Origin of the sequence: Kushneria pakistanensis (assembly GCF_014652795.1) — a bacterium.
Taxonomy (GTDB): Bacteria; Pseudomonadota; Gammaproteobacteria; order Pseudomonadales; family Halomonadaceae; genus Kushneria; species Kushneria pakistanensis.
The window spans coordinates 924,302-941,015 of record NZ_BMZM01000002.1; the positions used below are offsets into that span (position 1 = coordinate 924,302).

Below are 16,714 nucleotides of genomic sequence, written 5' to 3' on the forward strand. Positions count from 1 at the left end.
GGGAGGCGCCGGCGTTTTGCATCTCATGACCCCATTGACTCGATCATCCGCACATAGGCCTTTCATGCCCATCAATCATCTGCGTCATCATGAGCGTTTCGACTACCGCCCGATCACCGACCGGGATGATTTTCGCTGGCCCGGCGATACCCGTCTGGCCGTGTATGTCGGCGTCAATCTGGAACACTTTGCCTTTGGCGAGGGGCGCGGCCCCGGCATTGCGCCAGCCGCGCCGGAAGGCGAGCCGGACGTGCTCAACTACGCCTGGCGCGAATATGGCAACCGCGTGGGCGCCTGGCGCTTTCTGGAGATGCTCGATGAACTGTCGCTGCCGGCCGGCGTGATCGCCAATACCTCGATTCTCGATCACTGCCCCGAGCTGCTGGAAGCCTTCATGGCCCGCGGCGATGAGCTGATCGGCCATGGGCATACCAATGCCGAACGTCAGGGGCAGATGCCGTCCGCCGAGGAGGCAGCGCTGATTGCACGCTGTCGCGAGCGGCTGGCGAAACATTTCGGCACGGCCCCCGAGGGCTGGCTGTCGCCGTGGATATCGGAGAGCGATCGCACTCCGGACCTTTTGCAGGAGGCCGGGTTTTCCTACACGCTCAACTGGTCGCACGACGACCGACCGATTTCCATGCGTACCCGACACGGCAGACTGCTGTCGATCCCCTATCCGCAGGAATTGAACGACATCCCGACCATCTCGACGCATCGGGTCAGCATGAACGAGTTTGCCACCATGATGCGCGATCAGTTCTTCGAGCTGCTCGAGCAGTCGCGCCATCAGCCGCTGGTCATGGGGATTGCCCTGCATCCCTGGCTGACCGGCCAGCCCTTTCGGCTGCGGCTGCTGCGCAAGGTCTTGAGTGATCTGGCCGGCCATCGCGAGGCCGAAGGTGTGTGGTGGACCACACCCGGCGCGATTGCCCGTCACGCGGCCCGACAGATCGTTTAACGCAAGGGAGACCCCCATGAACCATGACCCGCAGATAACGCCCCGTGTGGCGATGATATCAGGCGCCAGTCGCGGCATTGGCGCCGCGATTGCCCGGCGTCTGAGAGCGGAGGGCTGGCAGTTGAGTCTGGGCGTGCGCCGACCTGATGACATCGCCCCGGCCCTGACCGGCGAGCAGGTACTGGTGCATCACTATGACGCCGCCGATGCCGGGCTGGATCAGGGCTGGGTCGAGGCGACGGTGGCGCGTTTTGGGCGCATCGATGCACTGATCAATAACGCCGGCATCATGATCCCCAAAACGGTGATCGAGGCCGAAGACGCTGATATCGACGAGATTTTCGACATCAACGTCAAGGCGCCGCTGCGGCTGGCCCGCGCTGCCTGGCCGCATCTGAAACAAACCGGTGCCGGGCGCGTGGTGTCGGTGGTGTCGCTGTCCGGTCATCGGGTCAAGAGTCCGCGCTCCGGGCTTTATGCGATGAGCAAGTTTGCCGTTCTTGCGCTGTCGCATGCGCTTCGAAAGGAGGGCTGGGAGGACGGCGTGCGCGCCACGGCGCTGTGTCCGGGGCTGGTCGCCACCGACATGGGGGAGTCGGTGGGCAATATCTCCCCTGCGCAGATGACCCAGCCCGAGGATCTGGCGCGGCTGGTGTCGATGGCACTCGACATGCCCAACACGGCAAGCCTTGCCGAGCTCAACGTCAACGCCTCGCTGGATGACTATTATTGAGCCCTCGCTTGTCTCGATATCTGGCCACCGGGCGTGCCGGCCGCTGAGACGTTCGGCCGCGCTGTCTTTTCAGCGCTTGCCAACACGGCGACAATGATCCTTCGGGGCTGCCCGGCGGCCTCATCCTTCCAACATGATCTGCTCTGGAGACTCCCATGACCCGCCTGCAACGCTGGATGGCGCCGCTTTTCCTGCTGGTCCTGACCGCTTTGAGCACTCAGGTGCTGGCCCATGCCCACCTCAAGGACGCCTCGCCCGGTGAAAAGGCAAGCGTTTCCGACCCGCACGAGATCAGTCTGACCTTCAGTGAAGGCCTTGAGCTGCCCTTTAGCGAGGTCGATGTGGTGAGCACCGATGGCAATTCGGTCAAGCTTGACGAGGCCCGCCTGCAGGATGGCGGCAGGACCCTGGTCACGCCGATCGGCGAGTCGCTTGAAAGCGGCAGCTACGACGTTCACTGGCATGTGCTGTCGGTTGACGGCCACAAGACGCAGGGGCAGTACCGCTTTGATGTGACGCCGTGATCGAGCCGGCATCAATGCTGCTGGTGGCACGCCTTGTCTTCAATCTGGCCGCGCTGTTGCTCTGGGGTGGCAGTGTCTGCCTGCTGCTGATCGCGGATCGATCGCTGCGCGCGGCGTTCTGGCAGCGTCTGTTTCGCTGGGGTGTGGGCGCTGCCGCACTGGCCGGGCTCTCGACGTTTGTCACGCTGCCGATGCTGACCGCCTCGCTCGGGGGTGGCTGGAAAGAGGCGCTGGACGTCAACATGCTCACCCTGGTCGTCACGCGCACCGTAGTGGGCAGCGCCTGGGGCGGGCAGCTGGCGGCCTGTGTGGCGCTGGGCGCGGTACTTCTGGTTCGCCCGCTGCGCCGCCCGGCAGGCGTTGGCGTGGCCTCGGCGCTGATGCTGGCCACGCTCACCGTGTCGGGTCACACCGCAATGCACGACGGCGTGATCGGCATGCTGCACCGCTTCAACGACTGGGGCCATCTGCTGGCCGGCGGCTTCTGGCTGGGCGCACTGGTGCCGGTCGTGCTGTTGCTGCGCTGCCTGAAAGCGGCCGATACGCGTGCCGCGGCGATTCAGGCGCTGATCCGCTTTTCCAGCGTCGGCCATCTGGTCGTGGCGCTGGCAGTGCTGACAGGGATCATGAACACCTGGCTGGTGGTGGGGGGGCTGCCGCTGGATAGCGATGTGCTCTATCAGCGCTCGCTATGGCTCAAGGTCGCGCTGGTGGCGCTTTTGATCGTGATAGCGCTTTACAATCGCTATCGCCTGGTGCCACGGCTCTCTCGTGACCCCGGCGCGCTTGCCATACTGCGCCGGGTTTCCATCGCGGAAATTGTCATTCTGGTCATGGTGGTCGCACTGGTGAGCTGGTTTGGCACGCTCTCGCCCGGCCATGGCTGATCCTGCCGATTTGTCCGCTGGCGTCCGGCGGTTGCGGTTCGCAAGCGGAGATGACAGGCGGCAGGTTCAGTCCCATGCAGGAAAGGGGTCCCTGAGCGTGGCTACCCTATTGGCTGCGCCATCAGCGGGCAGGTCGATCAGGCAGCCCTCCAGTGCGGCGCGAATGGCGTGCTCATCCATGTGCTGGCCGATAAAGACCAGCTCATTGCGCCGGTCGCCGTACTGCGGATCCCAGTAGCGTTGCATGGCGTTTCTCCATGACGGATCGTCCGGCCAGCGCGCCTCGGGCATGCCGGCCCACCAGTAGCCATGGCGTTCGGTACGAATGAAGGCACCTGCCTGGCTCATGACGCCGACATGTGCCGGGCGCGTCGCCAGCCAGAAAAGCCCCTTGGCGCGTACCACGCCGGCCCAGCAGTCGGCGTCTTTGATAAAGTTGTCCAGACGTGCCGGATCAAAGGGGCGTCTCGCACGAAACACGAAGCTCTTGATGCCGTATTCCTCCGTTTCCGGCGTATGTGCGTGGAAGTCGTTGAGCTCGCGGTACCACAGCGGGTGCTGATGCGAGCGCCGGGGATCATAAAGCCCGGTATCGAGCAGCTGATTAATGGCAACATCGGCGTAGTCGGTCTCGACGACATCGGCGCCGGCGTTAAGGCCATGGATAATCTCGCGCACCGCTACCCGGGTGGCCGGTGAGGCATCGCTGATCTTGTTGAGAATGATGCGATCGGCAAATTCGATCTGATCAACCATCAGATTCACCAGTGTGCGTTCATCACCTTCGCCATTGACTTCACCGCGCTCCTGCAGAAATTCGGTCGAGGCATAGTCCCTGAGCAGGCTGGCGGCATCCACCACCGTGATCATGGCATCAATGCGGGCAATATCGGCCAGCGAAAAGCCGTGTTCGTCGCGAAATTCGAAGGTGGCCGCGACCGGCAGCGGCTCCGAAATGCCGGTGGATTCAATCACCAGCGCGTCATAGCGCCCTTCACCGGCCAGACGGCTGACTTCCTCGATCAGATCGCCGCGCAGGGTGCAGCAGATGCAGCCGTTGGTCATCTCCACCATCGTCTCTTCGGTACGTGACAGATGGCTGTCGCCGCCGCGGACCAGGTCGGCGTCGATGTTGACCTCTGACATGTCGTTGACGATCACTGCCACCCGCCGGCCCTCGCGGTTGGCCAGCAGTCGATTGAGTAGGGTGGTCTTTCCCGCCCCCAGAAAACCGGAAAGAATGGTGACCGGGAGTCGGTTGCTGACAGTCGCTGTCGTCATGATATTTCTCGCAATGATATATCGTAACATTAAAGGGTGAGATTGCTGCCCGGGCCGGCTCATCATGATGATGCCGATATGCCTGCTCGCGGTTCGGGTCAGCCGTCGAGGAAGTCGCCCAGGGTCATCTCCAGGGTTTCTCTGGGGATGTCGCGGGTAATGAACACCAGCCGCGAGAAGCGCTCGCCGCCCGGCCACGCCTCAAGCTCAACCGGCGGATGAAAGAGATGCTGCACGCCGTGGATCACCAGTGGCTTGTCGCGGCCCTCGATATCCAGCATGCCCTTGATGCGCAGCATGTCTTGGCCCATGAGGCTGGTGATCAGCGACAGCCACGCCTCCAGCCGTGAGGCCCTGATCGGGCGCTCGAACACGAAGCAGTGCGCGCGGATGTGATCATCGTGGCGGTTGAGGTCGCCTGCGGGGGCCGCCGGCATCACACCGGCCTGAACCTCGGCCCGGTCAACGCTTGCAAACATCGCTTTCGGGGAGAGCGTGGGTGAATGCGGGGTAGCGGCATTCGAGGCGGCCTCGCCCAGCCAGCGCTGGATATCGGCGCTGCGCGCGTCCATGTCTTCCGGTCCCAGACCCAGGAGCTCATCGGCCTCGATACGGCCGTGATCCAGCAGCCTCTGCGTCGCCCCCGGATTGATCGCGGCGAGCCGCTGATGCAGGGCGTTCAGCTGCGCCTTTGAGGCCACATCCTGCTTGGTGATCAGCAGCATGTCCGCCATCGCCGCCTGGCGCAGGGCTTCCTCGTGGCGATCAAGGGTCGTGCTGCCGTTGGCAGCGTCCATGACGGTCACGATGCCATCGAGCGCATAGTGGCGCGCGACCTTCGCCTCGGTCATCAGGGTATGGACGATGGGCGCCGGGTCGGCCAGCCCGGTGGTCTCGATGATCAGCCGGTCAAACTGGCGCTGGCCTTCGCGGGCAAAGCGCCACACCGCATCCTTTAGCGTGCGGGCAAGGTCGGTGCGAATCGAGCAGCAGATACAGCCGTTGCTGAGCTCGATCTGCTCACCGTCGGTGCTGGCGGCAAAAAGCTGATGGTCCAGCCCGATCTCGCCGAACTCGTTGATGATGACCAGCGACCGTGACATGGCCGGCTGCTGTACCAGTTGATTGAGCAGGGTGGTCTTGCCACTGCCCAGAAAACCGGTCAGCAGAGTGACGGGAATACGATGTGTGGGCGTTGAAGGGCGATCAAGATAGGACATGTCATGGCCTGAAAAAGCGGTGAGCGACTCACGTGATCAGTCAATAATGTTACTTTATAACACTTTGGTCAACTCGGTATCGCGATTACCGGCTCACTGCCCCGTGCCGGTCAAACACTGGTCGGGGTATCGGCTGAAGTGTCGGTCTTACGCGTTGCGGGTACGGGAAAGACCACGTCATAGACCCAGTTGAAGACAAAGGCATACACCACATAAAAAAGCGCCAGCGAGGTCACCAGCGGGGCGGCCTGGGCAAGCGTCTGACCCAGATAGAGTGCGATCAGCGGCAGCAGCACGCAGATCAGGCCCAGCTCGAAGCAGATGGCGTGAATCACGCGCATGATGACGTTTTTATGCACATGGCCGCGCAGGCGCTTGAGCATGTGATCCACGCCCAGGTTGTAAACGTAGTTCCAGATTGTGGCGACCACGGCGCTGATGATGCCGACCATGCCCATGTGGGTCGTGTCCAGTGAGAAGAGCAGATGGCCAAGGGGAATGACGATCAAAAGGCCAATGATTTCAAACATCAGGGTGTGGCGAATACGGTCAAGGGTAGTACGCATGGCAGGAAACTTCCGGTTGGTGTTGCTACGCACTATCATTCATGAAAGTGCCAAACCCAAGTTGGAATCCATCTGTTTTATTGATGGATCACAAGTCAATGTTGTCCTGCAGAGTGCGTCATGACCCCAACCCTTGAGCAGCTCAGCGCGCTGGTGGCCACTGCCGATACCGGCTCCTTTTCGGCAGCGGCACGACGTCTTGGCAAGGCGCAGTCGCTGGTCAGTACCCACGTGGCCAATCTGGAACTGGATCTGGGCCTGACGCTCTTTGATCGCAGCGCCCGCCTGCCGGTGCTGACCGCAAGCGGCGTGCGCATGGTCGAGGAGGCCCGGGGCGTGCTGGCCCGGCGTGAGCGTTTTCTGGGCGTGGCAAGACGTCTTGAAGCCCATATCGAGCCGCGTCTGAGCCTGGCCATTGATGAGTTCTATCCCGAGCATCTGATTGGCGCGCTGATGCAGGATTTCGCCCGGCACTATCCGAGCGTGGAAATCGAGATGCACTTTCCGCTGCTGGAGGACGTCGGGCGCATGCTGGAGTCGGGACAGGCGGATCTGGGCGTGATCTGCCGTCCGCAGCCCCTGTTTCCGTCACTCGAGACCCGCCCGCTGGGGCGTGTGCCGCTGAGGCTGGTGTGCGCTCAAAATCATCCGCTGGCGAATGCGGCAAGCGTGACGCCCGAGTGTCTGCGCCAGCATCGGCAACTGATCGTGGCCACCCGCGGTCAGCCCGGCTCACGGCTGGCCGAGCGTATCGGGGCGGATGTGTGGTGGGTGGAGAGCCACTTCGTGATGCTGGAGCTGGTCAAGCACGGGGTCGGCTGGACGCTGATGTCCGATCACGTCATTGCGGCCTCACCGGCGCGGCCATCGCTGGTCACGCTCACCGCACCGGCACTTGAGCGCTGGGTGGCACTGGAGCTGGGCTGGCATGCCAGTCGCGGACTTGGCGTGGCGGGCAGCTGGCTGCGCGATCGCTTTCTCGCCCAGCCCCTGACGCCCCCGGTACCACTGGAGCGCGGCTGACGCCGTCACCAGGGTGTCAGGCCAAAGCCTGCGGGGCGCATCAACCCTTCCAGCGTCCCCAGCTGGGCAAAATCGACCCGGCTCAGGATGTCGTTCATGGTGCGTTCCTCGCGCTTCAGGTTGCGCACCACGCGCACGCGTCGTGGCTGGCCGCTGTCATCAAGCTCCATCACCCAGGCCAGAAAACCATAGGAAAACTTCACCAGACTACCGATCGGGTAGAAGCCGTGGCGCTGGACATAGCGCGTGACCCAGTGTTTATCGAAACTCTCGGGACGATGATAAAGATAGCGATAGGCCTCGATGGCCGTTTTGCCCGGCCGGTCGCCGCGTGTACGCATCATGGCATCGACGGTATCAACCACGGCTGCCATGCGTGCGATCGGCGTGAGTGAATCGCCCTTGAGCCCATGGGGATAGCCGCTACCGTCCAGACGTTCATTGATGCATTGGATCACGTCATGGTGCATGGCCGGCGCCAGCCAGTCGACACCATCAAGCGCTTCCATCAGTACGGGCACGTGGCTGCGCAGGCGATCGCGCTGGCGGGTATCCAGACGCCCCTCGATCGAGGGCAGCGTATCGTCCACCAGCATCATCTTGCCCATGTCATGCACCAGTGCGGCCGCGACCGCATCGCGGGCATGCCGGGCATGCTCGGGCTCGGCCTCGATCAGATCGCCCAGCCGTACGGCCACATTCAGGGAGTGTTGTACCCAGGTCGGCTGCTGATGCAGGCAGTGCAGGGCATAAAAGAGATTCTGGCGTTGCTTGTTTAAAAGCCTCAGCAATATGTCGGCACTATCGAGCACGCAGTTCGCCGGCAGTGGGCGCTGATTTTGCAGGGCCAGCAAAAAGATATGCAGCTGACGGGCCACTTCGAGCAGGGCGCCCACCATGGGGGCCTGATCGGACTTTTGCCGTTGTCGCTTCGCGTTGCGCTTGTAGCCGGGCTGCTGGGAAGTATACAGCGGTGACGGGAAGCTCATGCGCCCGCCCTCGCCGGTGCGATAGGCCGTTTCCCGTTCGGTTTCATTGACCAGATACATCAGGCGCTGCTCGTGAGCGCGATCCGTATTGATAAAGATCACCCCAATGGCGGCGAAATGCGAACGCCCGGCCGGGTTGATGTGACGAATCTGCCCCATCGAGGTGAACATTTCCTCATTGGGAAAGGACAGCTCGAGCCGGGCAATGAACTCATCGATTTTCAGCGGCGCGCTGGCAGCCAGAGGCACTTCCAGCAGCGCGCCACCGATCGAGAGGTTACGCAGTCGCCCGATGATGGGCGGCTGGTTTTCATACAGGGTAATCGCGGCCTTCACCTGCATGCCTTCCAGAAGAGGCACGCGGGTACTGTTGCGCTTGGCGGTGGTATATAGCACCTGGGGCAGCAAGCAGCGGATCTCGAGCAGATCGTTATTGCGCACTACCTCAAGCGCCATCATGGCCTCAAGACGCAGCGTCTCGGTATCACCTTCGGCGTTGAGCGTCAGCGCCTGATCGACAAGCTCGGCGGCATTGAGGCTCTGGGCATCGAGCAGGGAGAGCGACAGGATTCGCTCCCTGTGATCGACCCGATGCAGTGTCACCGGATATACGGCCGAAGAATCGCTCGGGCTGATGGACAGCGCATGGGTGTGATAACTCAGGGCCTCCATGACACCGGCGATATGCTCGGCGTCGCGGATTTCAATCTGGGGTGGTGGTTCCGGCGCCAAACTTTCCATCGAAAGGCCTGCTCAATATAAGTAGTTCGCGACTTGATAGTGCAGCTATCAAGGTTATATCGGCCACAGCAGGCGTTAATTTAGATTAGTGCGTTACCCGGCGGGTGACAGGGACAACCGTGGAGGTCATGTCGTGGCATCACAGGACATAATGAAGTGGCTGATAGGCAGCGCTGCGTGATCGGGCTCACTGCACGCAACCCCTGTCTGCGGGCGTCCCGTGCAGTGATCAAGATCGTGTCAGTCCCATTCGGGGGCGAGGTTGTCGGGGCTGACAATGCGGCTGCCGGGGCGTGCCAGCGCCTGAATGGTCTGCATCTCCTCGTCTGACAGCTCGAAATCGAAGATATCGATATTGCCGGGGATGCGCTCGGCCCGGGTGCTGCGGGTCAGCGGCACATCACCAAGCTGATGCACCCAGCGAAGTGCCACCTGAGCGGCACTCTTGCCGTGTCGGCGACCGATATCGGCCAGCGCTTCATCCCTGGCAGCCTCTCCCATGGCCATCACGAAAAAGCCCGTAAGCGGCACCCCCAGTTCGTGGGCGCGGCGGCGCAGCACGGTCTGATCAAGGTAAGGGTGAATCTCGACCTGGTTGGTCGCAATGGGCGCCTCGCTGAGTGCCACGGCGCGGGCAAGCTGCTCGCTGTTGTAGTTGCTGACGCCGATATGGCGTGCAAGGCCCCGGCTGCATGCCTCGTTCAAAAGCTCAATCTGGCGCTCGATGGGCATGGTATGCCCCGGCCAGTGCACCAGCAGCAGATCCACCTGCTCAAGATCGAGCCGCTCAAGGCTTTCTTCTACCGAGGCCAGAAAACGGTCCTCGGTGAAATGGCGGTTCATCACCTTGGTGGTGACAAATATCTCCTCGCGCGGCACCTGAAGCGTTTTTATGGCGCGTCCCAGTGCGGCCTCGTTGCCGTAGAGCTGAGCGGTGTCAAAGGCGCGAAAGCCGGCGTGCCAGGCCGCCGGGATCAGCTCGGCCACCTGCTGATCGTCGAGTTCGTCCAGTCCAAAACCGATAGGGGGAAGAAGCATCTGCATGAACGTTATCTGCCATCAGGAAGTGATGGCAGAAGCATAGAACCAGGACAGATCCGGTCAAATGGGCCCTTCAGACCCGGCTCAGGGCCCGTTGCGCTATTGGAACAGGGCCCTGAGGTCACATTGGCAGGATCAAAACGGTGCGCTTTACCGGGTGGCCTCGCGCCTCCCGGCCTCTGGCTCAGCGCTCCACATGCTCCGACTTCAGGCCGTCTCCTCCCGGCGCTCGCCGTCCAGACGTCGCCTGGCGCCCGGGGAGCGACAGGCTGCGGCGGTAAAAAGCACGTCGGTCGAGGAGTTGAGAGCGGTCTCGGTGGAGTCCTGCAGCACGCTGATGACAAAGCCGACGGCGACAATCTGCATCGCGACGTCGGCGGAAATGCCAAACAGACTCGCCGCCATCGGAATCAGCAGCAGCGAGCCGCCAGCTACCCCGGAAACGCCGCAGGCCGCGAGTGCCGAGACCACGCAGAGCAGAAAGGCCGTGAGAAAATCGACACTCAGACCCAGCGTGTTTGCCGCAGCGAGTGTCATCACGGTGATGGTGATCGCCGCGCCGGACATGTTGATCGTCGCCCCCAGCGGGATCGACACCGAATAGGTATCGCGATGCAGGTCGAGGCGTTCGCACAGCGCCATGTTGACCGGGATGTTGGCCGCACTGCTGCGGGTGAAAAAGGCGGTGATGGCGCTGCCACGCAGGCAGGTGAAGACCAGCGGATAAGGGTTTTTGCGCGTATGGGCGAACACGATGAGCGGGTTGGTCACCAGCGCTACAAACGCCATGCAGCCCAGCAGCACGCCCAGCAGATGGGCGTAATTGGCGAGTTCTCCAAGGCCGGTCTCGGCGAGCGTATTGGCCACGAGCCCGAAGATGCCCAGCGGGGCAAAACGGATGATAAAACGTACCAGCCCCGATATCGCATCGGAGAGATCACCCAGCGCGTTGCGGGTAGTGTCGCCCGCCTGGCGCAGCAGCAGCCCCAGCCCCACTGCCCAGGCGAGAATACCGATGAAGTTGGCTTCCATCAGCGCATTGACCGGATTGTCGACGGCGCTGAGGGCAAGATTGCGCAGTACCTCGATGATGTCGGAGGGCGGTGCACCATCGGCGGGCGGGGCGTTGATCGCCAGCGTCGTTGGAAAGGCGAAGCTCGCCACCACCGCCACCAGCGCGGCTACCAGCGTGCCGACCAGATAGAGTCCGAGAACGCCATGGACCTGCGTCGGCCGACCGCGCTGATGCGCGGCAATTGCCGCCATCACCAGCACGAACACCAGGATCGGCGCGATCGCCTTCAGGGCATTGATGAAAAGGTCACCGAGCAGGGCAAACGACTGTGCGACGTTCGGCGCCCAGAGTGCCAGCAGCGTGCCGGCGACGATGCCTATCAGAATCTGCGGAATCAGCCCCAGGCGGGGCAGCGATGCTCGAGAGGAGCGACGATCGGAGCTGGCGGACATGGAGCACTCTTGTAGGCCGGGAGGTGTGATGCACAGGCGCCGCGCGGGCGCCCGGGAAATCTCGATGAGCGTACGCGAAACGGCGCATTCTAGCACCGCCACGCCGGCCATACGCCATCGCTTGTGTCTACCGTCCCAAAAGCGCTACTGCGTCGACCAGCTGCGCCCGCCGGGCGGGTTGGCCTCGCCGTCCTCGCAGGTCATGCCCGAACTTGAGTAGCTGCGCGAGCCGTCACTGTGGCGGCAGACGTTGGCCTCGCCCTGGCGGACGCCGTCATAGCCATTGAGCCGATAGCTGTCGGGCACGTAGTTGCTGCGCCAGTGTTCGAGCTGTTCAGGCGGCAGGATGACGCCAACGTCCACATCGCGCACGGGGTCAAAGCGCTGCGGGTCGCGAATGCCAAACGGGGGAAAGCGCCGAGGCGGGCGGTGGTCCAGGTGCGGGCCGCGATGTTCCATGATCACCGATTCGCCGGCAATCGCCATGTGAGAAGGACCTGCAAGCATGAACGCGGTGACAAGACCGGTTAGAAGGTGGCCCGATATGGCGATCCTTGATGGTCTGCGCTGCATGGCGTCTCTCCCTGTGCCTGAGCCGCAAGAGAGCGGCCCTGTACGGCCTTATCGGCGCGATGGTCGCGTTCTGAAGCCTTGCAGCACTATAGCGCGTTCCGGGGGCGACGACGCAGCAGGCGAAGAATGATCGGCAGGGCCATGACGGCGGCCACCCCCAGGATGATGATCTCCAGATGGTCGCGCAAAAAGGGGACGTTGCCCAGAAAATAGCCCAGCGATACCAGTACGCCGGTCCAGAGCAGTGCCCCCAGCAGGCTGAAGCCGATAAAGACGATCCAGGGCATGTGGCTGATGCCGGCCACGAAGGGTGCGAAGGTGCGCACCAGCGGCACAAAGCGTGCCAGCATGACCATTTTGCCGCCGTGACGGGCGTAGAAGGCCTCGGTCCGGGCCAGATGCTCCCGGCGCAGCCAGCGCGAGCGTTCATTGAAAAGCCTTGTGCCGTAGCGCCGCCCGATCCAGTAGTTGAGGTTGTCTCCCAAAAGTGCCGCAGTGGCAATGAGGACGCCGGCCATCCACGGATTCAGGTGACCGCTGCCGGCGAGGGCGCCGGTGATGAACAGCAGCGAATCACCGGGCAGAAAGGGCATGATGATCAGCCCTGTCTCACAGAAGATGACGGCAAACACCAGACCGTAAATCCATACGCCATGCTGCGTGACCAGGGTCGTGAGATGCTGATCCAGATGCAGAAAAAAATCGAGCAAGGCTGCTGCCCCTGAGGATAAGTGGCGGCCAATACTGCGCCCGGGGTACAACAAAAGGCAATGATCGCCTGTGACGCATGATCAGGTCACACTGAAGGCCTTTACGGTATGCCCTGTCGTGATGCTGTTGATGTTTTGCCTGTGAGGTTGTCTTGTTTGACGATGATATGAACGCCCTGCGCCAGTGGCGCCAGACGCTTGAATCTACCCGCCACCGCGGGCTTTTGTGGCTCGCCGGCCCGGCGGAGATGGTGCGTGCACGCGCTGATGCCGTGCTCGGGATGCTGGCGCTGTCGGAGATTCTATGGGTGGGCCGGCCGGCGTCAGCCATCGTCGACACCCCGGCCGAGCCCTTGATGATGAAAAAGGCCCGCACCCGACTGGGCACCGAGCAGGGCGCGGTGGTATTTGACGCCTTCGACGGCTTCGCCCCGGATGCCCTTGGCGCGCTGGCCGGTACCGTGCGCGCCGGCGGGCTTTTGATCCTGCTCACCCCCGGCGACTGGGGCGAGGCGCCCGACCCCGACTACGCCCGCCTGGCCGATCACCCCGCTGACTGGTCGACACTCTCTTCACGCTATCTGGCCCGGCTGGCGCGTCTGCTTGAGGAAGATGTGCAGGTGGCGCGCTGGGCAGAGGGTCAGCCCCTGGTGCTGCCGAGCAATGGCGCGGAAGCAGTGGCAGCACCGGCCCCGGTCGAGGACGGTGACTGCCTGAGCGCAGACCAGGCCCGGGCGGTGGTCGCCATCTCGCGTCTTCGCCGCCGGCGCCCGCTGGTGCTTACGGCCGACCGCGGTCGCGGCAAGAGTGCAGCACTTGGCATCGGGGCGGCGCGGCGGCTGATGCAGGGCGACAAGCAGATTCTGATTACTGCGCCGCGTTTTGACAGCGTGGCACCGGTGTTCGAGCGGCTGGCAGCACTGCTGCCGGAGGGCGCCCTGCAGGATCAACGCTTTGTCTGGCAGGGGCGCGAGGTCTGTTTCGTGGCGCCCGACCGGCTGGTGGAGAATCTCGAGCAGTGGGGCGGTGATGGCAGCGTGCTGCTCATCGATGAGGCTGCTGCCCTGCCGGCATCGCTGCTGCATGGCGCGCTGCGCCATTTCCCCCGCGTGGTCTTTGCCACCACCGTGCATGGTTATGAAGGCAGCGGCCGCGGCTTTGCCCTGCGCTTTCGCACTCGGCTGGGGCAACACACGCCGCAGTGGAAAGCCCTGACACTGGCAACGCCCGTTCGCTGGGCAGCGGCAGATCCGCTGGAGCGCAGCGTGACCCGGCTGCTGGCACTGGCTGCTGAAGCGCCTGCCAATCACGATGCTGATACCACTTTTTATCACCACCGCCTCGACCGGGACGCGCTGGCCCTTGATGAGACACGCCTCGAGGCGCTGTTCGGGCTGCTGGTACAGGCGCACTACCGCACCTCGCCTGCGGATCTGCGCACGTTGCTTGATGGCCCGAATATCGGTATCGAGACGCTGGAAAGTGATCCCGTAGCGGGGCAGGGTCGGCTGCTGGCGGTGGCGGTGGCGGTAGACGAGGGCGGCTTTGACGAGACGCTTGCCGAGCAGATTGCTCGCGGCGAGCGTCGCCCACGCGGGCACCTGATGGCACAGTCGCTGGCGCTGCATGGCGGGGTAGTCGAGGCCGCCACGCACCGATTGCGGCGCATCATGCGCCTGGCCGTACATCCGCAGTGTCAGCGTCAGGGGCTGGGCCAGGCACTGGTCAAACGGCTGGCTGACAGTGCCCGAAAGGATGGCATGGCGCTACTGGGCGCCAGTCTGGGCGCCGAGCCCGGGCTGATGGCCTTCTGGCAGCACTGTGGACTGTCGAGTGTGCGGCTGGGGCTGCATCCCGAAACCTCGACCGGTGAGCACCCGGTGATGATGAGCCGGGCGCTCAACGAGCGCGGCGAGGTGCTCCAGCATCAGCTGCGTGTGGCGATGCGCGCCCAGCTGCCGGGGCTGCTGGCCTTTGAGCTGGCCATGCTGTCGCCTGCCGTGGTCGCTCAAACGCTGCGTGATCAGGAGGTGATCTCTCCTGTGGCACCGGAGGCCGCCCGCGAGCAGCTTGAGCGGCTGGCACTGGGGCAGGCGCCGCTGGTACCGAGCCGTCCGGCGCTGGTCTGGTACGTGCATCAGGCCCTTTGCAATCGAGAGGGTTCAGCCATTTCTTCCGAGCTGGTCACCCTGTGCGGGCTTTTGTGGCAGGGGCGCTCGATGACCTGGCTTGCCCAGCGTGAAGGGCTGACCGGCAGCGCGCAGGCGATGGACTGGGTACGCCGGCAGGCGCGCGCGCTGCTTGAGGCGTCGTCACCCAGGTGAGCGCCAGGGCGCCGGCAGGGTTGAAGGGGAGAAGCTGAAGGAGAAAGACGAATGGCGTATTCTTGAAGGCAGCCATCGAGTCATACCCCATCGGGAGAGTCTGCGTGAACGAACATCTGGATACACTCGAACCCACAAACCTGTGGCGCCACTTTCGTACCTTCTGTGAGGTGCCGCGCCCGTCGGGCAGGGAAGAAGCGCTGGCCAAACGCCTCGAGGCCTGGGCCACCGACAAGGGATTCGATTACGAGCGTGATGAGGCCGGCAACCTGTTGATCCGCAAGGCGGCTACTCCCGGTCATGAGGACCGTCCCGGCGTGGTGTTACAGGGCCATCTGGACATGGTCTCGCAGGCGGCGCCCGGCGTGACCCATGACTTTGATCGCGATTCGATCGACACCGAAATCCGGAACGGCTGGCTCTACGCCCGCGGCACGACACTGGGGGCGGATAACGGCGTGGGCGCCTGCGCGGCGCTGGCGATTCTTGAGGAAGAGGGGCTCACCCATGGCCCGCTGGAAGCGCTGATGACCGTCGAGGAAGAGGCCTCGCTGGTGGGCGCCATCAACCTCAGGGAAGGCTGGCTCAAGGGGAAATATCTCCTGAACCTGGACTCCGAGGATGAAGGCCAGGTCTACATCGGCTGCGCGGGTGGGGCCTCTGTGAGCACCAGCGCCACCATGCTGGATGCCACCTTTGATGGCCCGATGGAGACGCTATCGATCAGTGTGCATGGCCTCAAGGGCGGCCATTCGGGGCTGGACATCCACCTGGGTCTGGGCAACGCCAACCGCCTGCTGTCGCGTCTGCTGCACCGGCTCTGCGAGTACGGCCTGCGCCTGTCGGACTATGACGGCGGCACCATGGGCAATGCCATCACGCGGGAAGCGCGTGCCACGGTCGCGTTCCCCAGGCAGCATCATGACGCCGTCATGGCCGAGATCGAGCGCTATCGGCGCATCTATCAGGAAGAGCTGGCCGGCATTGATGATGGCGTCACTGTCAGCGCTGAGTCGGCCCACGCCGAGCGCGCGCTCTCCAGCGAAGACACCTATCGCCTGATGGGGCTGATGCATGGCCTGCCTTACGGTGTGGCCGGCATGAGCCGCTCGGCGCCGGGCGTGGTGGAAGCCTCCAATAACCAGGGCATCGTGCGCCTCAAGGACAGCAAATTCTCGATCCAGCTGATGGTGCGCTCGCTGCGCGATTCCACCCGTGATGAACTGGTGGCCCGCATTGCGACCCTGATGCGCCTGACCGGCTTTGAACCCAAAATCAGTGAGGGCTATCCGGGATGGACGCCCGAACCCGAGTCCGAGCTGCTGGGGCGCTTTGAGCGCGTGCATGAAGCCGTCACCGGTGTAGTGCCCGAGGTCAGGGTCATCCATGCCGGGCTCGAATGCGGATTGATTGGCTCGAAGAATCCGGGCATGCAGATGATCTCGTTCGGCCCTACCATCCGTGGTGCCCATACCCCCGATGAGCGGGTAGAGCTCGCCGCCGTGGAAAACTTCTATGGCGTGCTCAAGGCCATGGTCGAGGACCTGGCCCAGCGTTGAAAGCGCATGAGCGTCTGATGAAAGGGGGCCTTCGGGCCCTCTTTTTTATGCCTGTAGCAGACGGCATGGGTCTGCCATGACAGGACAGCTTCTGGCGCCCTCGCTAATATAGGCA

15 protein-coding genes are annotated in these 16,714 nt (G+C 63.2%); 7 read left to right on the top strand and 8 right to left on the bottom strand.

Annotated elements, in window-relative coordinates; genetic code table 11:
• Positions 1–64 precede the first annotated feature (64 nt).
• The 4 genes from IE123_RS09630 (at position 65) to copD (ending at position 3,105) form a co-directional block, all read left to right on the top strand.
• Entirely contained in the window at positions 65–961 is an 897-nt protein-coding gene (locus tag IE123_RS09630; RefSeq protein ID WP_189517482.1) for a polysaccharide deacetylase family protein, read from the top strand.
• A gap of 16 nt (positions 962–977) precedes the next feature.
• Positions 978–1,694, top strand: a complete 717-nt coding sequence (locus tag IE123_RS09635; protein WP_229819681.1) for an SDR family NAD(P)-dependent oxidoreductase — start codon at positions 978–980, stop codon at positions 1,692–1,694.
• Positions 1,695–1,849: 155 nt separating this feature from the next.
• Positions 1,850–2,218: a copper homeostasis periplasmic binding protein CopC gene (gene copC, locus IE123_RS09640; protein ID WP_189517485.1), complete on the top strand. Its 369-nt coding sequence runs from the start codon at positions 1,850–1,852 to the stop codon at positions 2,216–2,218.
• Entirely contained in the window at positions 2,215–3,105 is an 891-nt protein-coding gene (gene copD, locus IE123_RS09645; RefSeq protein ID WP_189517487.1) for a copper homeostasis membrane protein CopD, read from the top strand. Before copC ends, copD begins: the two co-directional genes overlap by 4 nt.
• Before the next feature lie 66 nt (positions 3,106–3,171).
• Here the strand turns inward: copD and IE123_RS09650 are convergent, their stop codons facing one another.
• The 3 genes from IE123_RS09650 to IE123_RS09660 form a co-directional block, all read right to left on the bottom strand.
• Positions 3,172–4,386: a GTP-binding protein gene (locus tag IE123_RS09650; protein WP_189517489.1), complete on the bottom strand. Its 1,215-nt coding sequence runs from the start codon at positions 4,384–4,386 to the stop codon at positions 3,172–3,174.
• Positions 4,387–4,484: 98 nt separating this feature from the next.
• The gene (locus tag IE123_RS09655) at positions 4,485–5,606 is read right to left on the bottom strand and encodes a CobW family GTP-binding protein (RefSeq protein WP_189517491.1); all 1,122 of its coding nucleotides are present in this window, start codon (positions 5,604–5,606) and stop codon (positions 4,485–4,487) included.
• Between the two features lie 110 nt (positions 5,607–5,716).
• Positions 5,717–6,172 (bottom strand): PACE efflux transporter, encoded by a 456-nt coding sequence (locus tag IE123_RS09660; protein WP_189517493.1) that lies wholly within the window; start codon positions 6,170–6,172, stop codon positions 5,717–5,719.
• Positions 6,173–6,292: 120 nt separating this feature from the next.
• On the opposite strand from IE123_RS09660, the gene IE123_RS09665 reads away from it, so the two are divergent.
• A complete protein-coding gene (locus IE123_RS09665) occupies positions 6,293–7,195 on the top strand; it encodes a LysR family transcriptional regulator (RefSeq protein WP_189517495.1) in 903 nt (300 codons plus the stop codon).
• 5 nt (positions 7,196–7,200) lie between these two features.
• Here the strand turns inward: IE123_RS09665 and IE123_RS09670 are convergent, their stop codons facing one another.
• The 5 genes from IE123_RS09670 to IE123_RS09690 form a co-directional block, all read right to left on the bottom strand.
• A complete protein-coding gene (locus tag IE123_RS09670; RefSeq protein ID WP_189517497.1) occupies positions 7,201–8,925 on the bottom strand; it encodes an HD domain-containing phosphohydrolase in 1,725 nt (574 codons plus the stop codon).
• Between the two features lie 240 nt (positions 8,926–9,165).
• On the bottom strand, positions 9,166–9,969 hold the full coding sequence (locus IE123_RS09675) for an aldo/keto reductase (protein ID WP_189517499.1): 804 nt from the start codon (positions 9,967–9,969) through the stop codon (positions 9,166–9,168).
• Between the two features lie 204 nt (positions 9,970–10,173).
• Positions 10,174–11,433 (bottom strand): serine/threonine transporter SstT, encoded by a 1,260-nt coding sequence (gene sstT, locus IE123_RS09680; protein WP_189517501.1) that lies wholly within the window; start codon positions 11,431–11,433, stop codon positions 10,174–10,176.
• Positions 11,434–11,577: 144 nt separating this feature from the next.
• Positions 11,578–12,006: a hypothetical protein gene (locus IE123_RS09685; RefSeq protein WP_189517504.1), complete on the bottom strand. Its 429-nt coding sequence runs from the start codon at positions 12,004–12,006 to the stop codon at positions 11,578–11,580.
• Between the two features lie 86 nt (positions 12,007–12,092).
• Complete coding sequence (locus IE123_RS09690) at positions 12,093–12,716, bottom strand: VTT domain-containing protein (protein ID WP_189517506.1); 624 nt, start codon at positions 12,714–12,716, stop codon at positions 12,093–12,095.
• Between the two features lie 152 nt (positions 12,717–12,868).
• On the opposite strand from IE123_RS09690, the gene IE123_RS09695 reads away from it, so the two are divergent.
• Complete coding sequence (locus tag IE123_RS09695) at positions 12,869–15,040, top strand: tRNA(Met) cytidine acetyltransferase TmcA (protein WP_189517508.1); 2,172 nt, start codon at positions 12,869–12,871, stop codon at positions 15,038–15,040.
• A 104-nt stretch (positions 15,041–15,144) separates the two neighbouring features.
• Positions 15,145–16,599: a beta-Ala-His dipeptidase gene (gene pepD / locus IE123_RS09700; protein ID WP_189517511.1), complete on the top strand. Its 1,455-nt coding sequence runs from the start codon at positions 15,145–15,147 to the stop codon at positions 16,597–16,599.
• The last annotated feature ends 115 nt before the right edge of the window (positions 16,600–16,714 follow it).